15 protein-coding genes, 1 tRNA gene and 1 pseudogene are annotated in these 21,209 nt (G+C 64.5%); 14 read left to right on the forward strand and 3 right to left on the reverse strand.

Translation table 11 applies throughout. The features are described from left to right. The first annotated feature begins 186 nt into the window (after nucleotides 1-186). A complete protein-coding gene (locus D477_RS04030) occupies nucleotides 187-867 on the forward strand; it encodes an SDR family NAD(P)-dependent oxidoreductase (protein WP_043845575.1) in 681 nt (226 codons plus the stop codon). Between the two features lie 415 nt (nucleotides 868-1,282). On the opposite strand, the gene arfB is transcribed toward D477_RS04030, so the two are convergent. Beyond that, on the reverse strand, nucleotides 1,283-1,723 hold the full coding sequence (gene arfB, locus D477_RS21675) for an alternative ribosome rescue aminoacyl-tRNA hydrolase ArfB (protein ID WP_005267521.1): 441 nt from the start codon (nucleotides 1,721-1,723) through the stop codon (nucleotides 1,283-1,285). Nucleotides 1,724-1,806: 83 nt separating this feature from the next. Between arfB and D477_RS23815 the strand changes: the two are divergent. The 5 genes and pseudogenes from D477_RS23815 to nrfD form a co-directional block, all read left to right on the forward strand. Next, nucleotides 1,807-2,052 (forward strand): annotated as a pseudogene (locus D477_RS23815) (VOC family protein); the annotation flags it as partial. Nucleotides 2,053-2,344: 292 nt separating this feature from the next. Beyond that, nucleotides 2,345-2,869: a hypothetical protein gene (locus tag D477_RS04045; protein WP_005267523.1), complete on the forward strand. Its 525-nt coding sequence runs from the start codon at nucleotides 2,345-2,347 to the stop codon at nucleotides 2,867-2,869. 111 nt (nucleotides 2,870-2,980) lie between these two features. Beyond that, nucleotides 2,981-6,280, forward strand: coding sequence for a formate dehydrogenase (fdh, locus tag D477_RS04055; protein ID WP_237740696.1), 3,300 nt, complete (start codon nucleotides 2,981-2,983; stop codon nucleotides 6,278-6,280). Continuing rightward, on the forward strand, nucleotides 6,281-7,285 hold the full coding sequence (locus D477_RS04060; protein ID WP_005267528.1) for a 4Fe-4S dicluster domain-containing protein: 1,005 nt from the start codon (nucleotides 6,281-6,283) through the stop codon (nucleotides 7,283-7,285). Further along, on the forward strand, nucleotides 7,282-8,364 hold the full coding sequence (gene nrfD / locus D477_RS04065) for an NrfD/PsrC family molybdoenzyme membrane anchor subunit (protein ID WP_005267530.1): 1,083 nt from the start codon (nucleotides 7,282-7,284) through the stop codon (nucleotides 8,362-8,364). Before D477_RS04060 ends, nrfD begins: the two co-directional genes overlap by 4 nt. 65 nt (nucleotides 8,365-8,429) lie before the next feature. On the opposite strand, the gene selD is transcribed toward nrfD, so the two are convergent. After that, the gene (gene selD, locus D477_RS04070) at nucleotides 8,430-9,431 is read right to left on the reverse strand and encodes a selenide, water dikinase SelD (RefSeq protein ID WP_043845577.1); all 1,002 of its coding nucleotides are present in this window, start codon (nucleotides 9,429-9,431) and stop codon (nucleotides 8,430-8,432) included. Between the two features lie 55 nt (nucleotides 9,432-9,486). Between selD and D477_RS04075 the strand changes: the two genes are divergently transcribed. The 6 genes from D477_RS04075 to D477_RS04100 all read left to right on the forward strand — a co-directional run bounded on the left by D477_RS04075 (nucleotide 9,487) and on the right by D477_RS04100 (nucleotide 17,669). Continuing rightward, a tRNA-Sec gene (locus D477_RS04075) sits at nucleotides 9,487-9,581 on the forward strand. Nucleotides 9,582-9,617: 36 nt separating this feature from the next. Then, nucleotides 9,618-10,949 carry an L-seryl-tRNA(Sec) selenium transferase gene (gene selA, locus D477_RS04080; protein WP_005267533.1) on the forward strand — a complete coding sequence of 444 codons (1,332 nt, stop codon included), beginning with the start codon at nucleotides 9,618-9,620 and terminating at the stop codon, nucleotides 10,947-10,949. 2 nt (nucleotides 10,950-10,951) lie between these two features. Next, a complete protein-coding gene (gene selB / locus D477_RS04085) occupies nucleotides 10,952-12,739 on the forward strand; it encodes a selenocysteine-specific translation elongation factor (RefSeq protein ID WP_005267535.1) in 1,788 nt (595 codons plus the stop codon). A 456-nt stretch (nucleotides 12,740-13,195) separates the two neighbouring features. Continuing rightward, nucleotides 13,196-14,995: an ABC transporter family substrate-binding protein gene (locus D477_RS04090; RefSeq protein ID WP_005267537.1), complete on the forward strand. Its 1,800-nt coding sequence runs from the start codon at nucleotides 13,196-13,198 to the stop codon at nucleotides 14,993-14,995. Between the two features lie 107 nt (nucleotides 14,996-15,102). Further along, nucleotides 15,103-16,644 carry an ABC transporter permease gene (locus tag D477_RS04095; protein WP_005267539.1) on the forward strand — a complete coding sequence of 514 codons (1,542 nt, stop codon included), beginning with the start codon at nucleotides 15,103-15,105 and terminating at the stop codon, nucleotides 16,642-16,644. Further along, entirely contained in the window at nucleotides 16,641-17,669 is a 1,029-nt protein-coding gene (locus D477_RS04100) for an ABC transporter permease (RefSeq protein ID WP_005267540.1), read from the forward strand. Before D477_RS04095 ends, D477_RS04100 begins: the two co-directional genes overlap by 4 nt. Nucleotides 17,670-17,700: 31 nt before the next feature. On the opposite strand, the gene D477_RS04105 is transcribed toward D477_RS04100, so the two are convergent. Next, nucleotides 17,701-18,258, reverse strand: coding sequence for a PH domain-containing protein (locus D477_RS04105; protein ID WP_005267542.1), 558 nt, complete (start codon nucleotides 18,256-18,258; stop codon nucleotides 17,701-17,703). Nucleotides 18,259-18,406: 148 nt separating this feature from the next. Between D477_RS04105 and D477_RS04110 the strand changes: the two genes are divergently transcribed. Both D477_RS04110 and D477_RS04115 read left to right on the forward strand, forming a co-directional pair. Beyond that, a complete protein-coding gene (locus tag D477_RS04110; protein ID WP_005267544.1) occupies nucleotides 18,407-20,236 on the forward strand; it encodes an ABC transporter ATP-binding protein in 1,830 nt (609 codons plus the stop codon). Between the two features lie 104 nt (nucleotides 20,237-20,340). Continuing rightward, nucleotides 20,341-20,877 carry a hypothetical protein gene (locus D477_RS04115; protein ID WP_005267546.1) on the forward strand — a complete coding sequence of 179 codons (537 nt, stop codon included), beginning with the start codon at nucleotides 20,341-20,343 and terminating at the stop codon, nucleotides 20,875-20,877. The last annotated feature ends 332 nt before the right edge of the window (nucleotides 20,878-21,209 follow it).

A 21,209-nucleotide genomic window follows, 5' to 3' on the forward strand; every position in this document is an offset into this window, starting at 1 on the left:
GTCTTCCACCAAAGCGCTTTTAAAGAGCTCGCTTCGGGAACCCGCTCCGCCTGATCCTTGCCGGCAGCACTTTGGCGCCAGCGGCGTGTTGCGGGCGGTCGGGCCCTGCACCGGTGATGCACGGAACATAGTGTCCCGGTGCCAGCCTCGTGGTGGTGTTCCGGGTGGCGGGCTATCGTGGGCGGCATGGATCTACAGTTGGCAGGACGTGTGGTGCTCGTCGTCGGGGGGACCGGGTTGGTTGGCACGGCGGTGGTCGACCGTCTTCGCGCGGAAGGCGCCACTGCGGTGGCGGCCTCGCGCAGCGGGCGCGGAGGGTTGGTCCTGGATGCGCGGGACAAGGCCTCCGTCGCCGCGGGGATCTCCACCGTGATCGAAGAACACGGGCAACTGGACGGTGTGGTCGTCGCCGCTGCCCCCAGCGCCCAGACCCTGGATTCGGCGCGGAATTCCGACCCGGAGCAAGTGCTTGAGGCCGTGGACGCCAAGGCGTCGGGTTTTCTCAGGCTGGCGAACGCGGCGCTCGATGTCATGAGCAGGGCAGGTTACGGACGCATCGTCGGGGTGGCCGGACAGAATGCGTTCCTGACCGGAAATGTGGCGGGTTCGGTGCGCAACGCGGCGCTCATTATCGCCGCAAAAAACCTTGCCGACTCGGTCGCCGGCACGGGGGTCACGGTCAATACGGTTAGTCCCGGAGTCGTTCGCGACGACGCCCATACTGATGTCGTGGCCAGCAAGGCGGGGGAGGTCCGGCCCTCCGAGGTTGCCGATCTCATAGCATTCCTGGTGTCTCCGGTTGCCAGCGCCATCTCTGGTGAATCGATCGCCGTCGGGCACCGCGTTCGCGGCGTCACCTCCATGTGAGCATCTCAACGCGCCGCGTTGCGACAGGCGCGGTCATCCGATCCGTTACACGTTCGCACAGCGGCGCAGGCGCATCGCGGGTTTGCGATGTCGTGCTCGGGTCTCGTTGAGAGAGCAGAAGATCGTAGGGATTCTGATCCAGCAGGTCCCCTACATCCGCTTCCCGCGCATCCTCAATGCCCTCAAGATCTTGCGGCAGGTGCTGGCCGAGCGCGTGATTCCAGTACGGAGGCGTAAGTCTGGCCGATCGGCTTCGTTCGGCCCGCCGGCTCGGCAACAGCTCGTGGTCAGGGCGGTGATCACGGCGTTGTGGCCGATGAGGCATCCATCGCCGATTTCGATGCCGCCTTGGTCCTGAAACCGGCAGCCGTGCCTTCTCCTGCAGAGAACCCAGCGTTTGGCGCAGCCCTCAGTGTCATTCGGGCTCTGGGCGCCTGCGGTTCCGCTTGGTCTCGGAACGTAACCGTTTTCCTTGAAGCCGACGACGCCGGGAGCCACTCGTGGGACGGCTGGGCCGCCGGACAACAGGCGGAGCCAGTGCGTCACGCAGGACTGCGACGAGGCGCTGCCTTGCCGCAGTCCTGTTGAGCCGCTGGGAGCGGTGCTCGGCGGCGCTGATGGTCAATACGGTGCCCGAGACTCTTCCGGAGAGCCGGTCGAGGAGGCGTTCGCGCTGGACCTCGCTCAGCGCAGTTGTCGTGCCGAGATCGAGGCTGAGCTGCACACGTGAGTCGGCAGTATTGACGCTCTGGCCGCCAGGACGGGAGGCGCGGGAGAACTGTTCGACCAGCTCTCCCGCCGGTACCCGAAGGCCGCGGGGCGCGCCGGGTCCCGGAGGCACATGCAGGTCGTCCACACGATGATTGTCCCGCGCCTCCGCCCGAATTGCCGCAACCCGAGGCTTCTTTTCTGTGTTGTGGGCTCGTTAGCATGTGGCGCATGGCCATCAAACTTGAGAACATCGGTATCGCCGTTCGCGACCTCGAAGCAACGACCGCGTTTTTCAGGACCTTGGTCTCACTGTTATCGGCCGCGACACCGGTCAGCGGTGAGTGAACCGACACCGCCGTCGAACTTGAAGGCAACCACGCCAACATCGCGATGCTCCAGATCCCGCACGGTCACGGTCGTCTTGAGCTCTTTGAATACATTCACCCCGAGGCGATCGAACCTGCAACGAATCGTGGAGCGTGCGAAGGGTTTGGTTGAGATTTTCGGGCCCACGGTTGCAGCAGACGCGATCCGGGCAGGCCTGGTTTAGGACTTCCGCTTATCTGCGATGCGTGCCTCGCTGATTCCAGCCGGGCCGTGGGGGTCGGGCATCCCGGTGGACAAGTTTGCCCGCGAGCCGATCCTGAGACAGGACACGGTGGAGCCTGGGTTAAACAGCCCGACGACAGTCGACTGTTGGCGGCAAGATATCCACAAATGGCAAGAAGCTGGCTTGGGGAGCACATTGCTGCCCAAGAATCGTCGTATGGGAATCAGATATTACGCATACGCATTCGACAAGGATCAGGCAGAGAAGGCGCTCGCCGACCCACTCACTGTGATCGGCTCCGACCCGCTCGCGGATGCGTGGGGCCTCCTGCCGGCCTCCATACAGGGCGTCACAGAGGGTCGACAACCTTTGCCGGAGCATGACTTCCTCTACCTCGACAAGGCATGGCCGTACCTGCAGCGGCTGACTGCTCCGCCCACTCCAAGTGCGGGCGCCAGACCCGCTTACCTGATGTTCGAAGGGGACGTGACGTACACCGACTGTGGTCTCTCGTGGCATCCCTGGCTGCGCACGCTCCTGCCTCCTGAAGTCGCCTTGATCGCGCGGGACCTGGAGGCGATCAGCGACCACGAGATCGAAGCGGGCCTGGGAGAGATCTCTTCGCCTCATCAGTCTCTGAAGTCCGAAGTAGCCTATGCCACCGACTTTTTCCATCGAGCCAAGGCCTTCGTCCATGCCGTGGCCTCGGAGGGGCGGGGATTCGCCTACATGATCGGTTGACCACAGTACAGCGGTAACGTACCGCGATGGGCAGCTTGGGGAAGTGCTCCGGCCGCAGTTGCGGTGTCTCTGCCCCTGTTGCCAGGGAGGGTGATGGGTTATGGTGGGCCCATGTCGCGGTTCAGCTTTCTGGGGTGGCCGGTTGTCCGGCAATTCGGGTCGGGTGATCCACTCGGCCGCGGCGAAGCCGTAACATCTCCGAAGACCCGCGTGATCTCGCCGCGGACCTCGACTGCCGACCGGGTTGTTCAAAGCGTGTGCCCCTACTGCGCCGTCGGATGCGGCCAGCGCGTCTTCGTGAAAGACGAGAAGGTAGTCCAGATCGAAGGGGATCCGGATTCACCCATTTCCCGTGGGCGGCTCTGCCCGAAAGGATCAGCCAGCGAGCAACTGGTCAACGCGCCCGGCAGGCAGACAAAGGTGCTCTATCGGGCCCCCCACGCCAAGGACTGGCAGCAGTTGGACCTGGAGTCCGCCATCGAGATGGTGGCGGACAGATTCCTTGAAGCGCGTCGGAACAACTGGCAGCAGAACGATGAGCACGGCCGGCCGCTGCGCCGCACGATGGGCATTGCCGGCCTCGGCGGGGCCACGCTGGACAATGAAGAGAACTACCTGATCAAGAAGCTCTTCACCGCTGCAGGAGCCATCCAACTGGAGAACCAGGCCCGCATTTGACACTCCGCCACGGTTCCCAGTCTGGGAACCTCGTTTGGGCGGGGCGGCGCCACACAATCGCTCCAGGACATGGCCAATGCCGACTGTATCGTCATCCAGGGCTCGAACATGGCCGAATGCCACCCAGTCGGCTACCAGTGGGTGACGGAGGCGAAGGCACGGGGCGCGAAGGTCATCCATGTGGACCCGCGGTTCACCCGAACCAGCGCGGTGGCTGACAAACACGTGCCGATCCGCGCGGGATCGGACGTCGTGCTGCTCGGTGCCCTGATCAACTATGTGATCAGCAACGAGTTGTGGTTCAAGGAGTACGTCCTTGCCTACACCAACGCATCGACGTTGGTCGGCGAAGACTTCCGGGACACCGAGGACCTGGACGGCCTGTTCTCCGGATTCGATCCCGAGACCGGGCAGTACGACCTGTCTTCCTGGGCCTATGAGCGGAAGAGCGGGGCGGAAGCGCCCGGCGGACACGAGCACGGTGCTGATACTTCTGCACGGGCGGCCGGGCACCAATACGGTAGCGGCGGCCCGCCGCTGGGAAACCCTAAGTTTGAGCAGGACCCGACGCTGGAGCACCCGCGGACCGTCTTCCAGATTCTCAAGCGGCACTATGCCCGTTACACGCCCGAGATGGTCGGCGAGGCCTGCGGCATTTCCCCCGAGGATTTCGACTATCTGGCCCGGGCCGTCACGGAGAATTCCGGACGGGACCGGACCACGTGCTTCGCGTACGCCGTTGGGTGGACGCAACATACTCTGGGTGCCCAATTCATCCGAACGGCAGCGATCCTGCAGTTGCTGCTGGGCAATATAGGACGGCCTGGCGGCGGAGTCATGGCGCTGCGCGGCCATGCCAGCATCCAGGGTTCCACCGACATCCCGACCCTGTTCAATTTGCTGCCGGGCTACCTCCCGATGCCCAAGGCCGAGATGGAAACACTGCAGCAATACCTGGACGGCATTGCCTCGCCAACCCAGAAGGGATACTGGGCGGCTGCCGACACCTACACCGTCAGTCTGCTCAAAGCCTGGTGGGGCGATGCGGCCAACGAGGACTCGGAATGGGGCTACCAGTACCTGCCCCGGATCAACGGACCCCACGGTACATATGAGACGGTCATGAGCATGCTCAACGACGACGTCGAGGGCTACTTCCTCTTCGGCCAAAACCCTGCCGTCGGTTCGGCCCATGGACGCATGCAGCGGCTGGGCATGTCACATTTGAAGTGGCTGGTGGTGCGGGACCTGAGCCTGATCGAATCGGCTACCTGGTGGAAGGACGGTCCGGAAATTGCTTCGGGTGAACTCAAGACCGAAGACATAGCTACCGAAGTCTTCTTCATGCCTGCAGCCACCCATGTGGAGAAGGCCGGTTCCTTCACCCAGACGCAACGGATGCTCCAATGGCGCCACCAAGCTGTCCGGCCACCGGGCGATTGCCAGAGCGAACTGGAGTTCTTCTATGAACTGGGCAAGCGGATTCGGGCGAAGCTGGCGGATTCGTCCGATGAACGGGACCGGCCACTGCTGGACCTGACCTGGGACTATCCCGTCGATGAACACGGCGAGCCCGACGGCGAAGCGGTGCTCGCGGAAATCAACGGCAGGCATCTCACCGGGCCGCAGGCCGGCAGGCCCCTCTCGTCCTACACCGAGATGCGCGCCGACGGCTCGACATCGGGCGGATGCTGGATCTACACCGGAGTCTACGCGGACGGTATCAACCATGCCGCCGACCGGAAGCCTGGCCGGGAACAAGGCCCAGTCGCGCCCGAATGGGGCTGGGTATGGCCCGCGAACCGGAGGATTCTCTACAACCGGGCTTCCGCGGATCCCGATGGCAAACCATGGAGCGAACGCAAGAAGTACATTTGGTGGGACCCGGAGCAGAGCCGGTGGACCGGAGAGGACGTGCCGGACTTCCCTGTGGACCGCGCACCGGGGACTACCCCGAATCCCGGGGCGGGCGGGGCCGCGGCGCTCGCAGGCGACGATCCCTTCATCATGCAATCGGACGGCAAGGGATGGCTGTTCGCGCCTAAGGGCATGGTGGACGGACCCCTGCCGACGCACTACGAGCCCCAGGAGTCTCCGATCGCCAACCCGCTTTACCGACAGCAGCAGAACCCTGCCCGGTTAACCTATCCGCGCGCGGACAACCTCAGCGCGCCCAGTGCAGGTGAGCCAGGCTCCGAGGTCTATCCGTATGTCTTCACCACGTACCGGCTGACGGAGCATCACACTGCCGGTGGGATGAGCCGGTGGCTACCCTATCTCTCCGAACTCCAACCGGAAATGTTCTGCGAAGTGTCCCCGGAACTGGCAGCCGAACGGGGACTGGAACCGTACGGCTGGGCCACCATCATCTCGCCCCGTTCGGCGATCGAGGCGCGAGTTCTGGTGACCGAACGAGTGAAGCCGCTGAACGTTAGTGGACGGACCTTCCACCAGATCGGCTTGCCCTACCACTGGGGCATCGGGCAGGACGCCGTGGTTTCCGGCGACGCCGCCAACGATCTGCTCGGCGTGACGCTCGATCCCAACGTGCAGATCCAGGAGTCCAAGGCCGGCTCGTGTGACATCGTCCCGGGGCGGCGGCCACGTGGCGCCGCACTCCTCTCGCTGATCGCTGAATATCAGACCCGTGCGGGGGTGACACCGGAGACCGGCAACCAGAAGCTCACCGGTCCCGGCCGGGCAACGGGCCACGAGACGAAGGAGGAGTACTGAATGAACCGGCTGACCGAATTTCCGGACCACGTCAGGCAAACGGGCCATCCCCGGAAGGGCTTCTTCACTGACACGTCGATCTGCATCGGGTGCAAGGCATGCGAGGTCGCGTGCAAGGAGTGGAACCGCAATCCCCACGACTCAAAAGACTCAGGATACGAGCTGCTCGAGTCTTCCTACGACAACACCGGGTCTCTAGGAGCGGACACTTGGCGGCACGTCGCGTTCATCGAGCAGGACCAGGAGCAAATCGTCCGGGCCCGCGAATCCGGCCGGGCGCTTGTCAGTCTCGGCATGCCCGGCTTCGGCCCACCGCGGCAGGACCAGGCGCCCAACCTTGCCGGCGCGGACACGAGGCCGCCGGACACCCCGGACTTCCGGTGGCTGATGTCCTCCGACGTATGCAAGCACTGCACCAACGCCGGGTGCCTCGACGTCTGCCCCACCGGTGCCCTGTTTCGCACAGAGCATGGAACCGTCGTCGTACAGGACGACGTGTGCAACGGCTGTGGAACCTGCGTGGCAGGGTGCCCGTTCGGGGTGATCGAGCGGCGCAGCGACGGGACGGCAGGACCGAAGACCGAACGCGACTTCACCCCAGGGGAACAGGCCCCGACGCGCAACGTCGGCGTCGCCCAGAAGTGCACCTTGTGCTACGACCGCATGGTCGATGGTCAGACTCCCGCGTGCGCCCAAGCCTGCCCTACGACGTCGATCAAGTATGGCGAGCGTGAGGAGCTGGTGGCCACCGCGAAGGAACGGGTGGCGGAACTGCACGCGCAGGGGCTGACGGAGGCCCGGCTCTACGGAGCCAATGATTCCGACGGCGTGGGCGGCACGGGGTCTGTCTTCCTGCTGCTGGACGAACCGGAGGTGTACGGGCTGCCGCCGGATCCGCGGGTGCCTACGGCGGACCTTCCGCGCATGTTCAAGCGGGCAGGCATTGCCGCCGCCGGCATGCTGGCCGCCGCCACCGCGGCCTTCCTCGTGGGAGGCCGGGTTTGACGGTTTCCGACTTCGACGAATACCGCCCGCCCGAACCGCCTCGCTGGCGCAAGCGGGGCGGCAAGCGCCGCCGCGCTGGGATGGGCGGGGACCGCGGGGAAGTGCCGATGGTTCCCGAGGCCGGGTTCACTTCCTACTACGGACGGCCGGTCGTCAAGCCGCCGCCGTGGGGAGACCCGATAGCCGTTTACCTCTTCCTGGGGGGAGTGGCCGGCGGCTCGGCGCTGCTCGGCGTCGGTGGGCAGCTGACTGGCAACCCGATACTGTGCCGCAACAGCCGCCTGGCCGCGCTCGCCGCCGTCGGGATGGGAGCCGCGGCGCTGGTGGAGGACCTGGGCCGTCCCGAGCGGTTCCTCAACATGCTTCGCACCATCAAGCTCACATCGCCGATGAGCCTGGGCTCGTGGATTCTGACGGCTTTCAGTGCCGGCGTCGGAGTCTCAGCCGTTTCCGAAATCGATCGGATGACCGGTTCGCGGCTGCCGCTCGGGCCGCTGCGCCGGCTGCTTCGTGGGCTCGAGGGGCCGGCTGGAGTGGAAGCTGCGGTGTTCGCAGCCCCGCTGTCCGCCTACACCGCTGTCCTGCTCTCGGACACCGCGAATCCGACTTGGAATGCCGCCCGGGAGGATTTGCCCTTCGTCTTCGTCAGTTCTGCCAGTCTCGCCGCGGCGGGCCTCGCCATGATCACCACCCCGGCCAAGGAGGCCGCACCAGCTCGGGCGCTCGCCGTGCTCGGAGTCGCCGGCGAGCTGATCGCCACCCGACGCATGGAGAAAAATATGGACCCGGTCGCGGCCGAGCCTCTGCACTTGGACGGGCCTGGACGGATGCTGGCCTGGAGCGAGCGGCTGGCCGTCGCCGGAGGTGTCGGCGCGCTTTTCGGAGCCCGGCACAGGCTTATCGCGGCACTGTCGGGGGTAGCGCTGCTCGGTGCCTCGGCCCTAACCCGGTTCGGGATCCTGCGCGCGGGCATCCGCTCCACAGACGATCCCCGCTACACGATCGAACCGCAGAAGAACCGGCTCGCGGCACGCCGCCGAGCGGGCGTCATCCACGATTCGATCACTACCGCCGAATGAGCTTCGCCGGCGGCCGGCCGGCTGGCGCCGAGGCACAGGCCGCGAACGGGGGAAGGCGTGACGCGCTAGCGGACCTCGATTCCGGGGCCCGCCGTCGTGTGTCCCACGATGGGGTGCCCGGGCAGTTCGCCTACGACGAGCAAGCCGCCGGAGGTCTGGGCGTCGGCAAGCATCAGCAAGTCCTCTTCGGAGATTCCCGGTCCAGGCCGCAGATGGGGACGGACCCACTCCAGATTTCGCCGGGTTCCACCCGAGATGAAGCCGTCCCGAAGCGCTTCACGTGCGCCGGAGACCAGTGGGACTGCTTTTCGGTCGATGACTGCACCCACGCCGGAGGCCCGGCACATCTTGAAGAGGTGGCCCAGCAGGCCGAACCCAGTGACATCCGTTGCGGCCCGGAGACCGCACTGCACGGCTGCCTCGGAGGCCTCTCGGTTCAACTGCACCATCGTGGCGATGGCCTCGGCGAATACCTCGCCGGTCTGCTTGTGCCGATTGTTGAGCAGGCCCAGGCCGATCGGCTTGGTTAGCGTGAGCGGCAGCCCGGGCGTGGCAGCATCGTTGCGAAGCAACTTATCCGGGTCGGCGACGCCGGTTACCGCCATTCCGTATTTGGGTTCCAGGTCATCGACTGAGTGCCCTCCCGTCACCGGGCAATCAGCCTCTGAGGCAACTGCCAGTCCGCCGCGCAGAACCTCGGCCAGCAGCTCCATCGGCAGCACGTCCCGCGGCCAGCCGACAAGATTGATGGCGCTGACGGGGCGCCCGCCCATGGCATAGATGTCGGAAATAGCGTTCGCCGCTGCGATGCGTCCCCAGTCGTAGGCGTCATCGACCACTGGAGTGAAGAAATCCGCCGTCGAGAGTATTGCGAGGTTGTCGCCGACCAGCACCGCCGAGGCATCATCGCCGCCGTCGAGCCCGACCAGAACGTCGGGGTGGCTCTGTCCTGCCAGGCCACCGACAACATCCTCGAGCTCCCCGGGGGGAATCTTGCAGGCGCACCCGCCGCCATGGGCGTGGCTGGTGAGCCGGACTGCTCCGGACTGTTCCTGATCTGGGGCCATGATCCCGTCCATGAGCCCTCAGTGTAGGAGAGTCGGGCAGTGTTAGCATCCTCATGGAGGCGTCCGGGTCCTGGTGGGTCCCCCGGTCTTCAAAACCGGTGAGGCCGAGTAGCTCGGCCTGGCGGGTTCGATTCCCGTCCGCCTCCGCCAACTGCCGCAGTTGTAGGGCGACCTCGAAGGAGGGCCGTGGGCAAGGACGACACGCGTCGGCTTATTCCGCGCACCGACCGGCTGCTCGCGCACCCGGAGCTCCAGGGCCTCCGGGGACGCCTCGGCGAAACTGTGATCCGTTCCATCATTCAGGAGATCCAGGACCAGGCGCGCTCCGGGGAGCTTGCGCCCGAGGACGTCGAACCAGAGATCCTGGCCGCCGTGGCATCCCGCGAGGCCACGTCCTTACGACCGGTGCTCAATGCCACCGGCGTCATCGTGCACACGAACCTGGGACGCGCCCCGCTGTCGAAGTCCGCGCGAGAAGCTTTGCTCACGGCCGCCGGTTATGTCGACGTCGAAATGGACCTGCCATCCGGAATGCGCTCACGTCGCGGCGCCGGGGTGCGTCAGGCACTGTTGCGAGCGTGTCCCTCTGCCGAGGACGCGCTGGCGGTGAACAACGGAGCGGCCGCCCTGCTGCTGGCCACCAGCGTCCTGGCCGGCACCCGCGAAGTGGTCATCAGCCGCGGGGAGCTCGTCGAAATCGGCGCCGGCTTCAGGCTTCCCGAACTAATCGAATCGGCTGGTGCCCGTTTGCGGGAAGTGGGTGCCACCAACCGGACTCATGTGGGCGATTACAAGTCGGCTATGGGGGAGCAGACTGGCTGCCTGCTCAAGGTCCACCCGAGCAATTTCCAGATCACTGGTTTCACCTCCGGCGTCAGCGTCAGCGAACTCCGGTCTCTGGCCGATGAACATCATGTCCCCTTGGTGGTGGATCTCGGCAGCGGTCTGCTCAGTCCGGACCCCGTGCTGCCTGTGGAGCCCGATGTCGCTAGTGCGCTGACAGCCGGTGCCGACGTCGTCATCGTGAGCGGTGACAAACTCTTGGGCGGCCCGCAATCAGGAATCCTGCTCGGCCGCGCCGAAATCATTGCCAGGATGGCACGCCATCCGCTGGCCCGGGCGCTTCGGATGGACAAACTGGCACTGGCCGCCCTGGAAGCGACCGTTTCCGGGGAAGTGACGCCGGTGACTGCCGCCCTGCACGCCGACCCGGGGCGCCTCCGTGAGCGCACCGAGGCCCTCGCGGAGGCTGTAGCCTGTGTCGTCGTTGAGCACGACGGCAGGGTCGGCGGCGGGGGAGCACCCGGCGTGCTGCTGCCCGGCTGGGCAGTCCGGCTCCCCGAGAGTGCGGCCCGGTCGCTGCGCACGGGCAGTCCGGCTGTGCTGCCCCGGGTCCACCGCGGTGCCTGCCTGGTGGACCTACGGTGCATCCCTGAGGACGACGATGAACGCCTGGCAGCCGCGGTGCGAGCAGCCCTGGCGCAGGCTGGCGAGGCGCTCGGGACCGGAGGCAGCTGAAGATGTTCGTGGTGGCCACTGCCGGGCATGTCGATCATGGCAAGAGCACTCTGGTGCGTGCACTGACCGGAATGGAGCCTGACCGGTGGGCCGAGGAGCGCCGCCGCGGACTGACGATTGACCTGGGATTTGCATGGACCAGGCTGGCGTCGGGCAGGGATGTCGCGTTCGTGGACGTCCCCGGGCACGAGCGATTCCTCGGTAATATGCTGGCCGGGCTGGGGCCGGCGCCCGCCGTGTGTTTCGTCGTCGCCGCTGACGAAGGCTGGCAGGCCCAGTCCAGCGACCATCGCGATGCCATCGCTGCCTTGGGGATCAGCCATGGGATCGTGGTGCTGACCCGCAGCGACCGCGCACCCGGCGGCACAGACGAGGTACTCGCGCGAGTGCGCGCCGAACTCGACGGTACCGGGCTGCGCGATGCGCCGGCGGTGACTGTGTCCGCGGTCGACGGGAGCGGGCTCGACGAGCTGCGCAACGCACTGGATGACATGGTGGCGTCATTGCCCGAACCGGAGCCAGACGCCCGAGTCCGGTTGTGGATCGATCGATCGTTCAGCATCAGTGGCGCCGGCACGGTCGTGACCGGAACCTTGACGGCTGGCACACTCACCGAGGGCAATCGATTATTGCTCGTCCGCCACAACGACGCCGGACAAGTTTCGGTGAGGGCCCTGCACAGCTGCAACTTGGCCGTTGGCTCCGTCGGTCCTACCAGCCGCGTCGCGGTGAACTTCCGGTCCGGGCCGTCCGCAGACGCCATCCATCGGGGCGACGTTCTTATTACCGGGGATAGCTGGCCGGTGGTGGATACCGTCGACGTCCGGCGCACGATGGGTGCCTCCTTCACAGACGTGCCGACCCAACTGCTCGTCCATATCGGCACCGCAGCCGTGCCGTGCCGAATGCGCCCCTTGGGTGCAGGCCACGCCCGCCTGACCCTCGGCCGCCGGGTTCCTCTCGAACTGGGCGATCGCATGGTGCTGCGGGCCGCTGGTAGCCGATCGGTCCTCGCCGGAGCGCAGATCCTCGACGTCGAACCGCCCGCGCTCGGTCGCCGCGGCGATAGCCGCCGGCGCGCCGACGTCCTCGCTGCTATGTCACCTAATGGGAACGGGTTGACGGAAGTGGCCCGCCGGGGCGCGGTCCGCGTCGAGCAATTGCGCCGGATGGGGGTTTCCGGCCTGGCCCGGGTGCCCGACGGAGTCAAGGCCTTCGGCGAGTGGTGGGTGCATGCACCGGTCTTCGACACATGGGCACGCCGACTGCGCAGCGCAGTGGAGCAACTCGTCGAGAAGGACCCTTTGGCGGCCGGGCTCTCCCGCGGAGCGGCCCAGGACCTCCTCGGACCGGCGGGTAGCGCGCTGCTGGAAGCGGTTGTCCGGGAAGCGGGACTGACGTATCGGGCTGGCTTCGTCAATTTGCCAAGGCCGCCCCAGAACCTCGGTGCGGCCGAGGCCGGGATCCGCGTGCTGGAGAATCGGCTGAAAATTGCGCCGTTCGCTGCTGCCGAGGCCCACGAGCTGAAGGACCTCGGCTTGGGCACCCGCGAACTGGCGGCGGCTGAGCGCAGCGGCCGCCTGCTGAGGCTTGATGACGGCGTCGTCCTGCTGCCAGGGGCACCTGCCCTGGCCATGCGCGAGATCGCCGCCTTGCCACAGCCGTTCACGACCAGCGAGGCACGCAAGGCGTTGGGCACCACCCGGCGGGTCGTGATCCCGCTCCTCGAGTACCTCGACGGCCGCGGCTGGACTCGGCGACTCGATGCCACTAGACGCACCGTCACCTGAATCGGAAGCGGGGGCGGGTGGACTCGCGTGACGCGTTAGTGAGTGGCCGGGCGGGTCTGCCGATCGGCCCTCGTGGACGGGCACGGCAATGGCAATTCCAGTTAAGCGCCAATAACTGATATGTGCTGCAGAAGCCGGTCGAGCTGCCTCTGGGGCCGGCGGTTTTCACTCTTAGCGTCGGGTTTGCCGCTTATTCCCAAGGGATTCCGGGCTCCATCGTCCGCAGGCCATCGAAGGGTCCGGGTACCTGTTACCGGTGCAGTCTTGATTGCATATCCATAACATCTGAGTTGTGAAGCAAAATTTTTATACCCAATTTGCGGACGCAGGATTACGCTCTTATCCATGTGAGATGAGTCACGGCTGTCGGTGGTACCTAAATCGTTCAATCCGACCCGTGGGAGTCTCCGGATGACCTCGCAGAGGCATCTTCATCATGAGATACAAGGAGGCGGAATGCGTTTCGGACGTTATTCCAAGGCAATCGGAGTTGCAGCAGTCGCGGCTCTGGCACTGAGCGCCTGCGCATCGGCAGGCGGCGGGGCCGAATCCACGGGGGAAGCCAACGCCACAGGCGGAACCATCAGCGTTGCCGAAGTCAACGCTTTCAGTTCGTTCAACTCCGACACTGCCGCAGGCAACGTCGATATCAACGGCAAGATCGCCTACATGACACGCGGCGGCTTCTACCACATCGACAATGAGCTCAATGTTGTCCGGAACGAGGAATTCGGAACCTACGAAAAGATCTCCGACGACCCGCTGGTCGTGAAGTACACAGTCAATGAGGGCGTCACCTGGTCCGACGGCGAGCCCGTCGACGCCGGCGACCTGATGCTCAACTGGGTCGCAGAATCGGGCTACGCGAACGACGCCACAAGCAACGAAGAGGGCGAAGTCACCTCCGGCACCAACTACTTCGACTACGCCGGCGACACCAGCGGCCTGGGCCTGACCGAAATCCCGGAAGTGGGCGATGACGGCCGCTCGATCACGCTGACCTACTCGAAGCCCTATGCGGACTGGGAGATTGCTTTCGGCGGCCTGACTGACGGCGGCATCGGCATGCCGGCGCATGTTGTCGCCGAAAAGGCCGGCTTGGCTGACGAACAGGCACTGATCGATCTGATCCAGGGCCTGGAACGCGGCGACGCGGAGAGTCCGGCGGAACCCAACGCAGAGCTGAAGGCTGTCGCGGACTTCTGGAATACCGGCTTCGACAGCAAGCAGCTGCCCAGTGATACCTCCCTGTACCTCTCAAGCGGGCCGTTCGTCGTGGACAGCGTAACGCCGGACCAGTCCATCACGCTTGTACGGAACGAGTCCTACAACTGGGGTCCGACACCCAACGTGGACGAGATCACCGTGCGCTTCATCGGTGCCGCCCCGGACCAGGTCCAGGCGCTCGAGAACGGCGAAGTCGACATCATCGCCCCGCAGCCGTCTGCCGATACCGTGGAGCTTTTGGAAGCCATCGACGGTGTCAAGGTTGAGATCGATGACCAGCTGTCATACGACCACATCGACCTTAACTACTCGGGTGTCTTTGAAGACGCGAACGTGCGCGAAGCGTTCATGAAGGCCGTTCCCCGGCAGGCGATCGTGGACCGCATCGTCAAGCCGATCAAGGAAGATGCCAAGCCGTTGAACTCCCAGTTCTTCGTTCCAGCGCAGGATGCCTACACCACGTCCGCTGAAAACAACGGATCCTCGGCCTACGGGGAAGCGGACATCGAAGGCGCGAAGGAGCTGCTGGGTGGCGAGACTCCGGAAGTGCGCATCATGTACAACAAGGACAATCCGAACCGTGCTGACGCCTTCTCCCTGATCCAGGAGTCCGCCGAACAGGCCGGATTCAAAGTTGTCGACGGCGGACTCGGGGCATCCGACTGGGGAGCCGCCCTTGGCAAGGGAGGCTATGACGCCACGATCTTCGGGTGGATCAACTCCGGTGTCGGAGTCTCCGGCGTGCCGCAGATCTTCCGCACCGGAAGCGGCTCGAACTACAACGGATTTTCCGATCCTGAGGCCGACGCCCTCATGGATGAGCTGATGGTCACCATCGACCCTGCAGAGCAGGACAAGCTGATCACGCAGATCGACAAGATCGTGTGGGACTCCTTCTACGGCCTGCCCTTGTTCCAGGCAGTTGGTTTGGACGCCTACAACAGCGACCGGATCGAAGGCATTGTGTACCAGCCGAACCAGACCGGCGTGTTCTGGAACTTCTGGGACTGGAAGGTCAAGGGCGAATAATTCCCTGGCGTTCTGATGCATGACTAAGCGAAGGCGCCGGGACCACGAGCACCACGGTCCCGGCGCTTGGCATTCCCCAGAAGTGAAAAACGAGGTCTTTCAACACCATGGTGACGTACATTGTGCGGCGGCTCTTCACAGCCGTACTTATTCTCCTAGGGGCTTCCTTCCTGGTGTACCAGCTGACCGCACTGTCGGGTGACCCCCTGGCGGACTTGCGGGAAAGCAACCAGCCGAACAAGGAACAGCTCATCCAGCAGCGCATCGAACTGCTCGACCTGAACGTTCCCGCACCGGTCCGATACTTCCACTGGCTCGGTGGAGTCGCCCAGTGCCTGGTGCCGTTCGTGGGCCAATGCGACCTTGGCTATGCGATCAACGGCCAGCCCGTGACCGAAGCCCTCGGCCGGGCGATGGGCATGACCATCCTGCTGGTGACGGGTGCGGCGGTGCTGGCCATCATTCTCGGCGTCTGCCTGGGCATCGTCACTGCGCTCCGCCAATACAGCACGCTGGACTACGGCGTGACGTTCATGGCCTTCCTCTTCTTCTCGCTGCCCGTGTTCTGGGTGGCTGTTTTGCTCAAGGAATATGCGGCGATTGGCTTCAACAACTTCCTGCGCGAGCCGCATATCCCGATCGCGACGATAGCGGTCATCGCTTTTGTCAGCGGAGTGCTGTGGTTCATTTGCTCCCGTGGGACGGTTCAGCGCCGGTTGTTGGCTGCGGCTGTCGGCTTTGTCCTGGCTGGTGCCATTCTGTGGGTGCTGTCGGTAACGCGCTGGTTCAGTACACCGGGCTTGGGTCTTGCCGTGATCCTGATAGCAGGGGTCGCCATTGCCTTCGGCACAACGGCCCTCGCTGCCGGGCTGAAGAACCGCAGGGCGCTCTATTCCGCCCTGGCAACAGTGGCCATCGGCCTCGTGCTGTATTTCCCGATCCAGCCGCTGCTGGCCCAGGCCACGACCCTGATGATCGCCCTGCTGGCCGTGGCGACGGTGCTCGTCGGTATCGCCGTCGGCTATTTCATGGGCGGCTATGATCGCCGCCAGAACATCAACGCGGCGACAATTACAGCCGTTCTTGTCGCCGGGATGGTCTTGCTGGACCGGTACATGCAAGCCTGGCCCGCTTATTTCGGCAATTCGCGGATCAACGGCCGTCCAATTGCAACGATCGGCTCTGAAACGCCGAACTTGAGAGGCGACTACTGGGTGCAGGGCCTGGACACCTTCACGCACCTGCTGCTGCCCACCACCGCCCTGCTGTTGATTTCGTTGGCCTCGTACAGCCGCTATGCACGCTCCTCGATGCTGGAAATCATGAACATGGACTACATCCGCACGGCCCGCGCCAAAGGGTTGGGGGAACGGACGGTCGTGATGCGCCATGCCTTCCGGAACGCCCTGATTCCCATCGCCACGATTGTGGCGTTCGACATCGGCGGCCTGATTGGCGGCGCGGTGATCACCGAGAGAGTCTTCGCCTTCGCAGGCATGGGCCAGCTCTTCATCGAGGCGCTGCTGCGCGTGGATCCGAATCCCGTCATGGGCGTCTTCCTAGTCACCGGCATCATGGCATTGGTATTCAATCTGATCGCCGATCTGGTCTACTCAGCATTGGATCCGCGAGTGAGGGTAAAGGCATGACGACGACGACATCCGCTCCCACGGTGCACGGCTCGGGAGAGGAAAAACCAGGCCTGAGCCAAGGCCAGATCGTCCGGAAGCGGTTCATCGGCAACACAGCCGCTGTCACCAGCCTGGTGGTTTTCGTACTGATCCTGGCGCTGGCCTACACCGCCGGTGGGTTCTTCGGTATCCCCGGCTGGTGGAAGTACAGCCACAACGAAGTCAACGACTTGCTGAACGGTGGCAGGCCGACGCTGCAGCTCTTCCCGTTCAGCCTGGGCGAACACCCCTTCGGCCAGGATCGTCTGGGTCGCGATACCTTTGCGCAGACCATGCGCGGCGTGCAGATCTCCGTGACCGTCATGTTCATCATCGGCATCGTCGGTGGAACCATCGGCGTAGTCGTCGGGGCGTTGGCCGGCTATTTCCGCGGCTGGGTGGACAATGCCCTCATGCGCATGACGGACGTGGTCATCGTGATCCCGCTGATCATCCTCGCCGCAGTCTTGGGCCAAGTGGCCAGCCGGTCTGTCGCCGCAAACCTGCAGCCGCTGGTCCTTGGACTCATGGTGGGCCTGATCGCCTGGACGGGGCTCGCGCGCCTGGTCCGCGCTGAATTCCTGTCCCTGCGTGAGAGGGAGTTCGTCGACGCGGCGCGAATCGCGGGCGCTTCCAGCTCCCGGATCATTTTCCGGCACATCCTGCCCAATGCGGTCGGTGTGATCATCGTCTTCGTAACGTTGAGCATGTCCTCGGCGATTCTGCTGGAGACATCGCTGTCCTACATCGGTATGGGCGTCAAAGCGCCAGACGTTTCGCTCGGACTCTTGATCAGCCAGAACCAAGAGGCCTTCTCAACCCGCCCCTGGCTGTTTTGGTGGCCGGGAATGTTTATTGTGGCCATCTGCCTGTGTATCAACTTCATAGGCGATGGGCTTCGTGACGCCTTCGATCCACGCCAGAAGAAGTTCAACGCGAAGAAGGCGCGAGACACGACCGCAGGCCCTCGCAAGTCCGCCGGTCCCCAGGCGAAGGAGCAGTGAGATGGTTTCTGCTGCTGGTGGTCGTTACCGTCTAGGAACTGGCCGCCAGCACTCCGGCTGCGACCAGGGAAAGCCCGATGGCGAGAACAGCCAAATTCACTTTGGAACGAACGGGCACCACGTCAGCCATGCCGGGTTCGACGGCCCCCGTGGCCAGCAGGGCAGCCCAGCGCTCGCGGACATGGTACGCAGCTGTGCCGGAATCCGAGTTGGCCAAGTCGCCAGGCCTGACCGAACCGCCGGGACCGTAGGTCGTCTCAGGCAGTCCGCGGATGTGGTCAGGTTGTGCCCGCTGGACACTGAAGAGTCCCGGCGCCGGCGCCGACCAAGCACTGTAGCGGCCGCTTGCGGTGACGAGGGTCAGGGCATATTTGGTTTCCACGGTGATCAGCGTCGGCCACGGAACCTGGATGGTCCGCAGCGGATTGCGAAGCGTGACACCTTGCTCGGAAACGACGACGGCCGGATACCACGCGAACCACCAGGCAACATAGGCAATCGCTGCCAGGGGCAACGACTGCAGCAGCCCGGCCGCGCCGTGGCTCGCCCATGCGGAACCGGCGCCCACAGCTGCAACCGCCCAGCTCATACCGGTCAGCCAGAGGGCGCTTCTGGCTCTGAGGACAACGGGAGCGGCGCTTGGGCGGGACATAGCTTCATCTTTCCAGCCGCCGGCTGCGGTACCAACGAGACGGGCCAACGATCCGCCCGGGAAGTGTTAAGAGGACCTATCTGCCATGACTGAAATGATCGACCCGGCTATCCCCGCACCTGTCGAAGACCTCGCCGGCGAGCCTGGAACCCCGGTGCTGCGGGTCACGGACTTGAGTGTCGACTTCGGCGTTGACAAGGAATGGGTGCCGGCAGCAATCGGCCTCAACTATGAAGTCCACGCCGGCGAAGTGCTCGCGCTAGTAGGCGAGTCCGGATCCGGCAAGAGCGCCAGCTCCATGGCCTTGCTTGGATTGTTGCCCGCAAACAGCCGTACCAGCGGACGCGTGGAACTGAACGGCCGGGAGATACTTGGACTCCCTCCGGCCAAGCTTCGGCAGGTCCGGGGCAACGACGTGGCCGTGATTTTCCAGGAACCGATGACGGCGATGAACCCCGTGTACACCATTGGCTTCCAGATCGTTGAGACGCTTCGGCTGCACAACGCCATTTCTCCGGAGGAAGCGCGCCAGCGGGCCTTGCGTTTGTTGGAGATGGTGGAACTGCCGGACCCGGAAAAGGCGTTCAAGTCCTATCCGCACCAGCTGTCGGGTGGCCAGCGCCAGCGGGCTATGATCGCGCAGTCGCTCTCCTGCGATCCGAAGCTGCTGATTGCCGACGAACCTACGACGGCGCTCGATGTGACGGTGCAGGCAGAGATCCTGGACTTAATGCGCAGCCTCAGGAACAAGCTGGACAGCGCCATTGTCCTGATCACGCATGACATGGGTGTCGTGGCCGACCTCGCAGACCGGATTGCGGTGATGCGGCATGGGCGGATCGTCGAGACCGGGACATCGCAGGAGATCTTTGGCAATCCCCGGCACGAATACACTCAGCAGCTCTTGGCTTCCGTGCCCCGGTTGGGGGGCAGCCACGACCGCGGCGAAGCGGAAGTCGATGTCACGGCAGCGCTTGCGGCAGCAACCGGAGTGACGCTCGATATTGTCGATAATGATGAGCTCGCAAGGCGCGAGGCGCAGAATGAGGCGGCACTGGCCAAGGCCGCTGACGGCTCCATACAGGGAAGCCCGGTGCTGGAACTGGCCAACGTTGCAATTGAATACCCCAAGCAAGGCAGGGTTCCGGCCTTCCGGGCGGTGGAAGGCGCCAACCTGAAAATCTATCCAGGCCAGGTAGTTGGGCTGGTAGGCGAGTCCGGGTCTGGCAAGACCACCATTGGGCGGGCCGCAGTCGGTCTGCTTCCGGTCGCTGAAGGATCGCTTAAGGTGGCCGGCCAAGAGATAGCCGGGGCCGGTCGACGGCAACTGCAGTCGCTGCGCCGGAGCGTAGGCATGGTCTTCCAGGATCCGTCGTCGTCGTTGAATCCCCGGCTGCCGATCGGCGAAAGCATTGGTGAACCCATGTACCTTGCCGGCGTGGCCAAGGGAGCTGAGCTCCAAAAACGCATCGAAGTGTTGCTGGACCAAGTGGAGCTGCCACGCGGTTACCGCAACCGTTATCCGCACGAGCTCTCAGGCGGGCAGAAGCAACGTGTCGGCATAGCCCGCGCCTTGGCGCTGCAGCCCAAACTGATGGTTGCCGACGAGCCGACGTCCGCGTTGGATGTTTCCGTCCAAGCCAAGGTCCTGGAGTTGTTCCGAGACCTGCAGGAGCAACTGGGGTTTGCCTGTCTGTTCGTGACCCACGATCTTGCGGTGATTGATGTGCTCGCGGACCGGATCTGCGTCATGCGCCGCGGAAGTATTGTCGAGCAAGGAACTCGGGACGAAATCCTCCGCAATCCCCAGGAAGCCTATACGCAGCGGCTGCTCGCTGCTGTTCCGCTGCCGGACCCAATCCAGCAGCGGGAGCGTCGGGAGCTTCGCGAGCAATTGCTGGGCTCAGGGCAGTAGCCCGATCTGCCCAACGGGGCGAAGTCTAGACTTGGTCGGGGCAAGCGAATTCAGCTGCCCCGGCCTTGCCGGGTGCGCCGGTGACCTGAGCAGAAGGAGGGCATGTGGTCCGCACGATGAATGTGTCGGCGATTGAACAGGGGATTGGCCGCAGCTGGTCTGAGGTCGAGGACTTTCTCTCGGGCATCAATGCGCCGGACCTGGAACACAAGGAGATTGCGGCAGCCCTGCACGATGCCGGGTTAGCCACTGGCTGGTGGGCACAGTCAGCCACCGTGGCCTATGAGCAGCAGATCGGCCGGCGCGTTCCGGGGCAGGACTGCGACGGGCGGTTCCAAACGTCGGTGAGCAGGACTGTTGCCGGCAGCATGGACGAAGTCCGGCAGAAGTGGATAACACTGCTGGACGGCGCCGAAGAGTTCTCCGGCATTCCGGTCAGCAGCGGACCCGAACTAAGCGACACTCCGAAATGGCGCTACTGGCGCTGCGGGCTGGCCGATGGCTCCCGCCTGAACATCAACGTGTATGAAAAGGCAACAGGGAAATCGGTGCTGTCCCTTCAGCACGAAAAGCTGGAGAGCCAGGAACAGTTGCAGCATTGGAAAGCCTATTGGAAGGACCTGCTGGCCAAACTGGGCTAATGGACGCGCGCGGCGGGGCATTGCTGTTGCACGGCCGTTTCTGGGCTGCCAGCGGCAACGGGCGGGCTGCGAAGGCCAGATCGGTCGCGACAGGGACTCCGGGCTGGCGGCAGCTGGCCTCGATTGCTTCCTGAAAGCGATCTCCCGGCTGCTCGATCTTGCCGAGCAGAACGGGTGCCGTTCCGTGACGATCGAGCACCTCGGCTTCGAGGACGCCCGCGCCACCATCCGGGACACCAGGGGACGCGGACAATGTGGCAGGAAGCTCCGAGGCACAGTCCACGGCATCCCGACCGTGAAGTTCCGCACCCGGATGGCCTCCATGGCCTTCA

The sequence above is a fragment of the Arthrobacter crystallopoietes BAB-32 genome (genome assembly GCF_000328305.2).
GTDB classification, from domain to species: domain Bacteria; phylum Actinomycetota; class Actinomycetes; order Actinomycetales; family Micrococcaceae; genus Crystallibacter; species Crystallibacter crystallopoietes_A.

Coding starts and splice junctions, on each gene's coding strand:
- D477_RS04030 (WP_043845575.1), top strand. CDS start 187: ATGGATCTACAGTTGGCAGGACGTGTGGTGCTCGTCGTCGGGGGGACC.
- D477_RS04045 (WP_005267523.1), top strand. CDS start 2,345: ATGGGAATCAGATATTACGCATACGCATTCGACAAGGATCAGGCAGAG.
- D477_RS04060 (WP_005267528.1), top strand. CDS start 6,281: ATGAACCGGCTGACCGAATTTCCGGACCACGTCAGGCAAACGGGCCAT.
- selD (WP_043845577.1), bottom strand. CDS start 9,431: ATGGCCCCAGATCAGGAACAGTCCGGAGCAGTCCGGCTCACCAGCCAC.
- selB (WP_005267535.1), top strand. CDS start 10,952: ATGTTCGTGGTGGCCACTGCCGGGCATGTCGATCATGGCAAGAGCACT.
- D477_RS04090 (WP_005267537.1), top strand. CDS start 13,196: ATGCGTTTCGGACGTTATTCCAAGGCAATCGGAGTTGCAGCAGTCGCG.
- D477_RS04095 (WP_005267539.1), top strand. CDS start 15,103: ATGGTGACGTACATTGTGCGGCGGCTCTTCACAGCCGTACTTATTCTC.
- D477_RS04100 (WP_005267540.1), top strand. CDS start 16,641: ATGACGACGACGACATCCGCTCCCACGGTGCACGGCTCGGGAGAGGAA.
- D477_RS04105 (WP_005267542.1), bottom strand. CDS start 18,258: ATGAGCTGGGCGGTTGCAGCTGTGGGCGCCGGTTCCGCATGGGCGAGC.
- D477_RS04110 (WP_005267544.1), top strand. CDS start 18,407: ATGACTGAAATGATCGACCCGGCTATCCCCGCACCTGTCGAAGACCTC.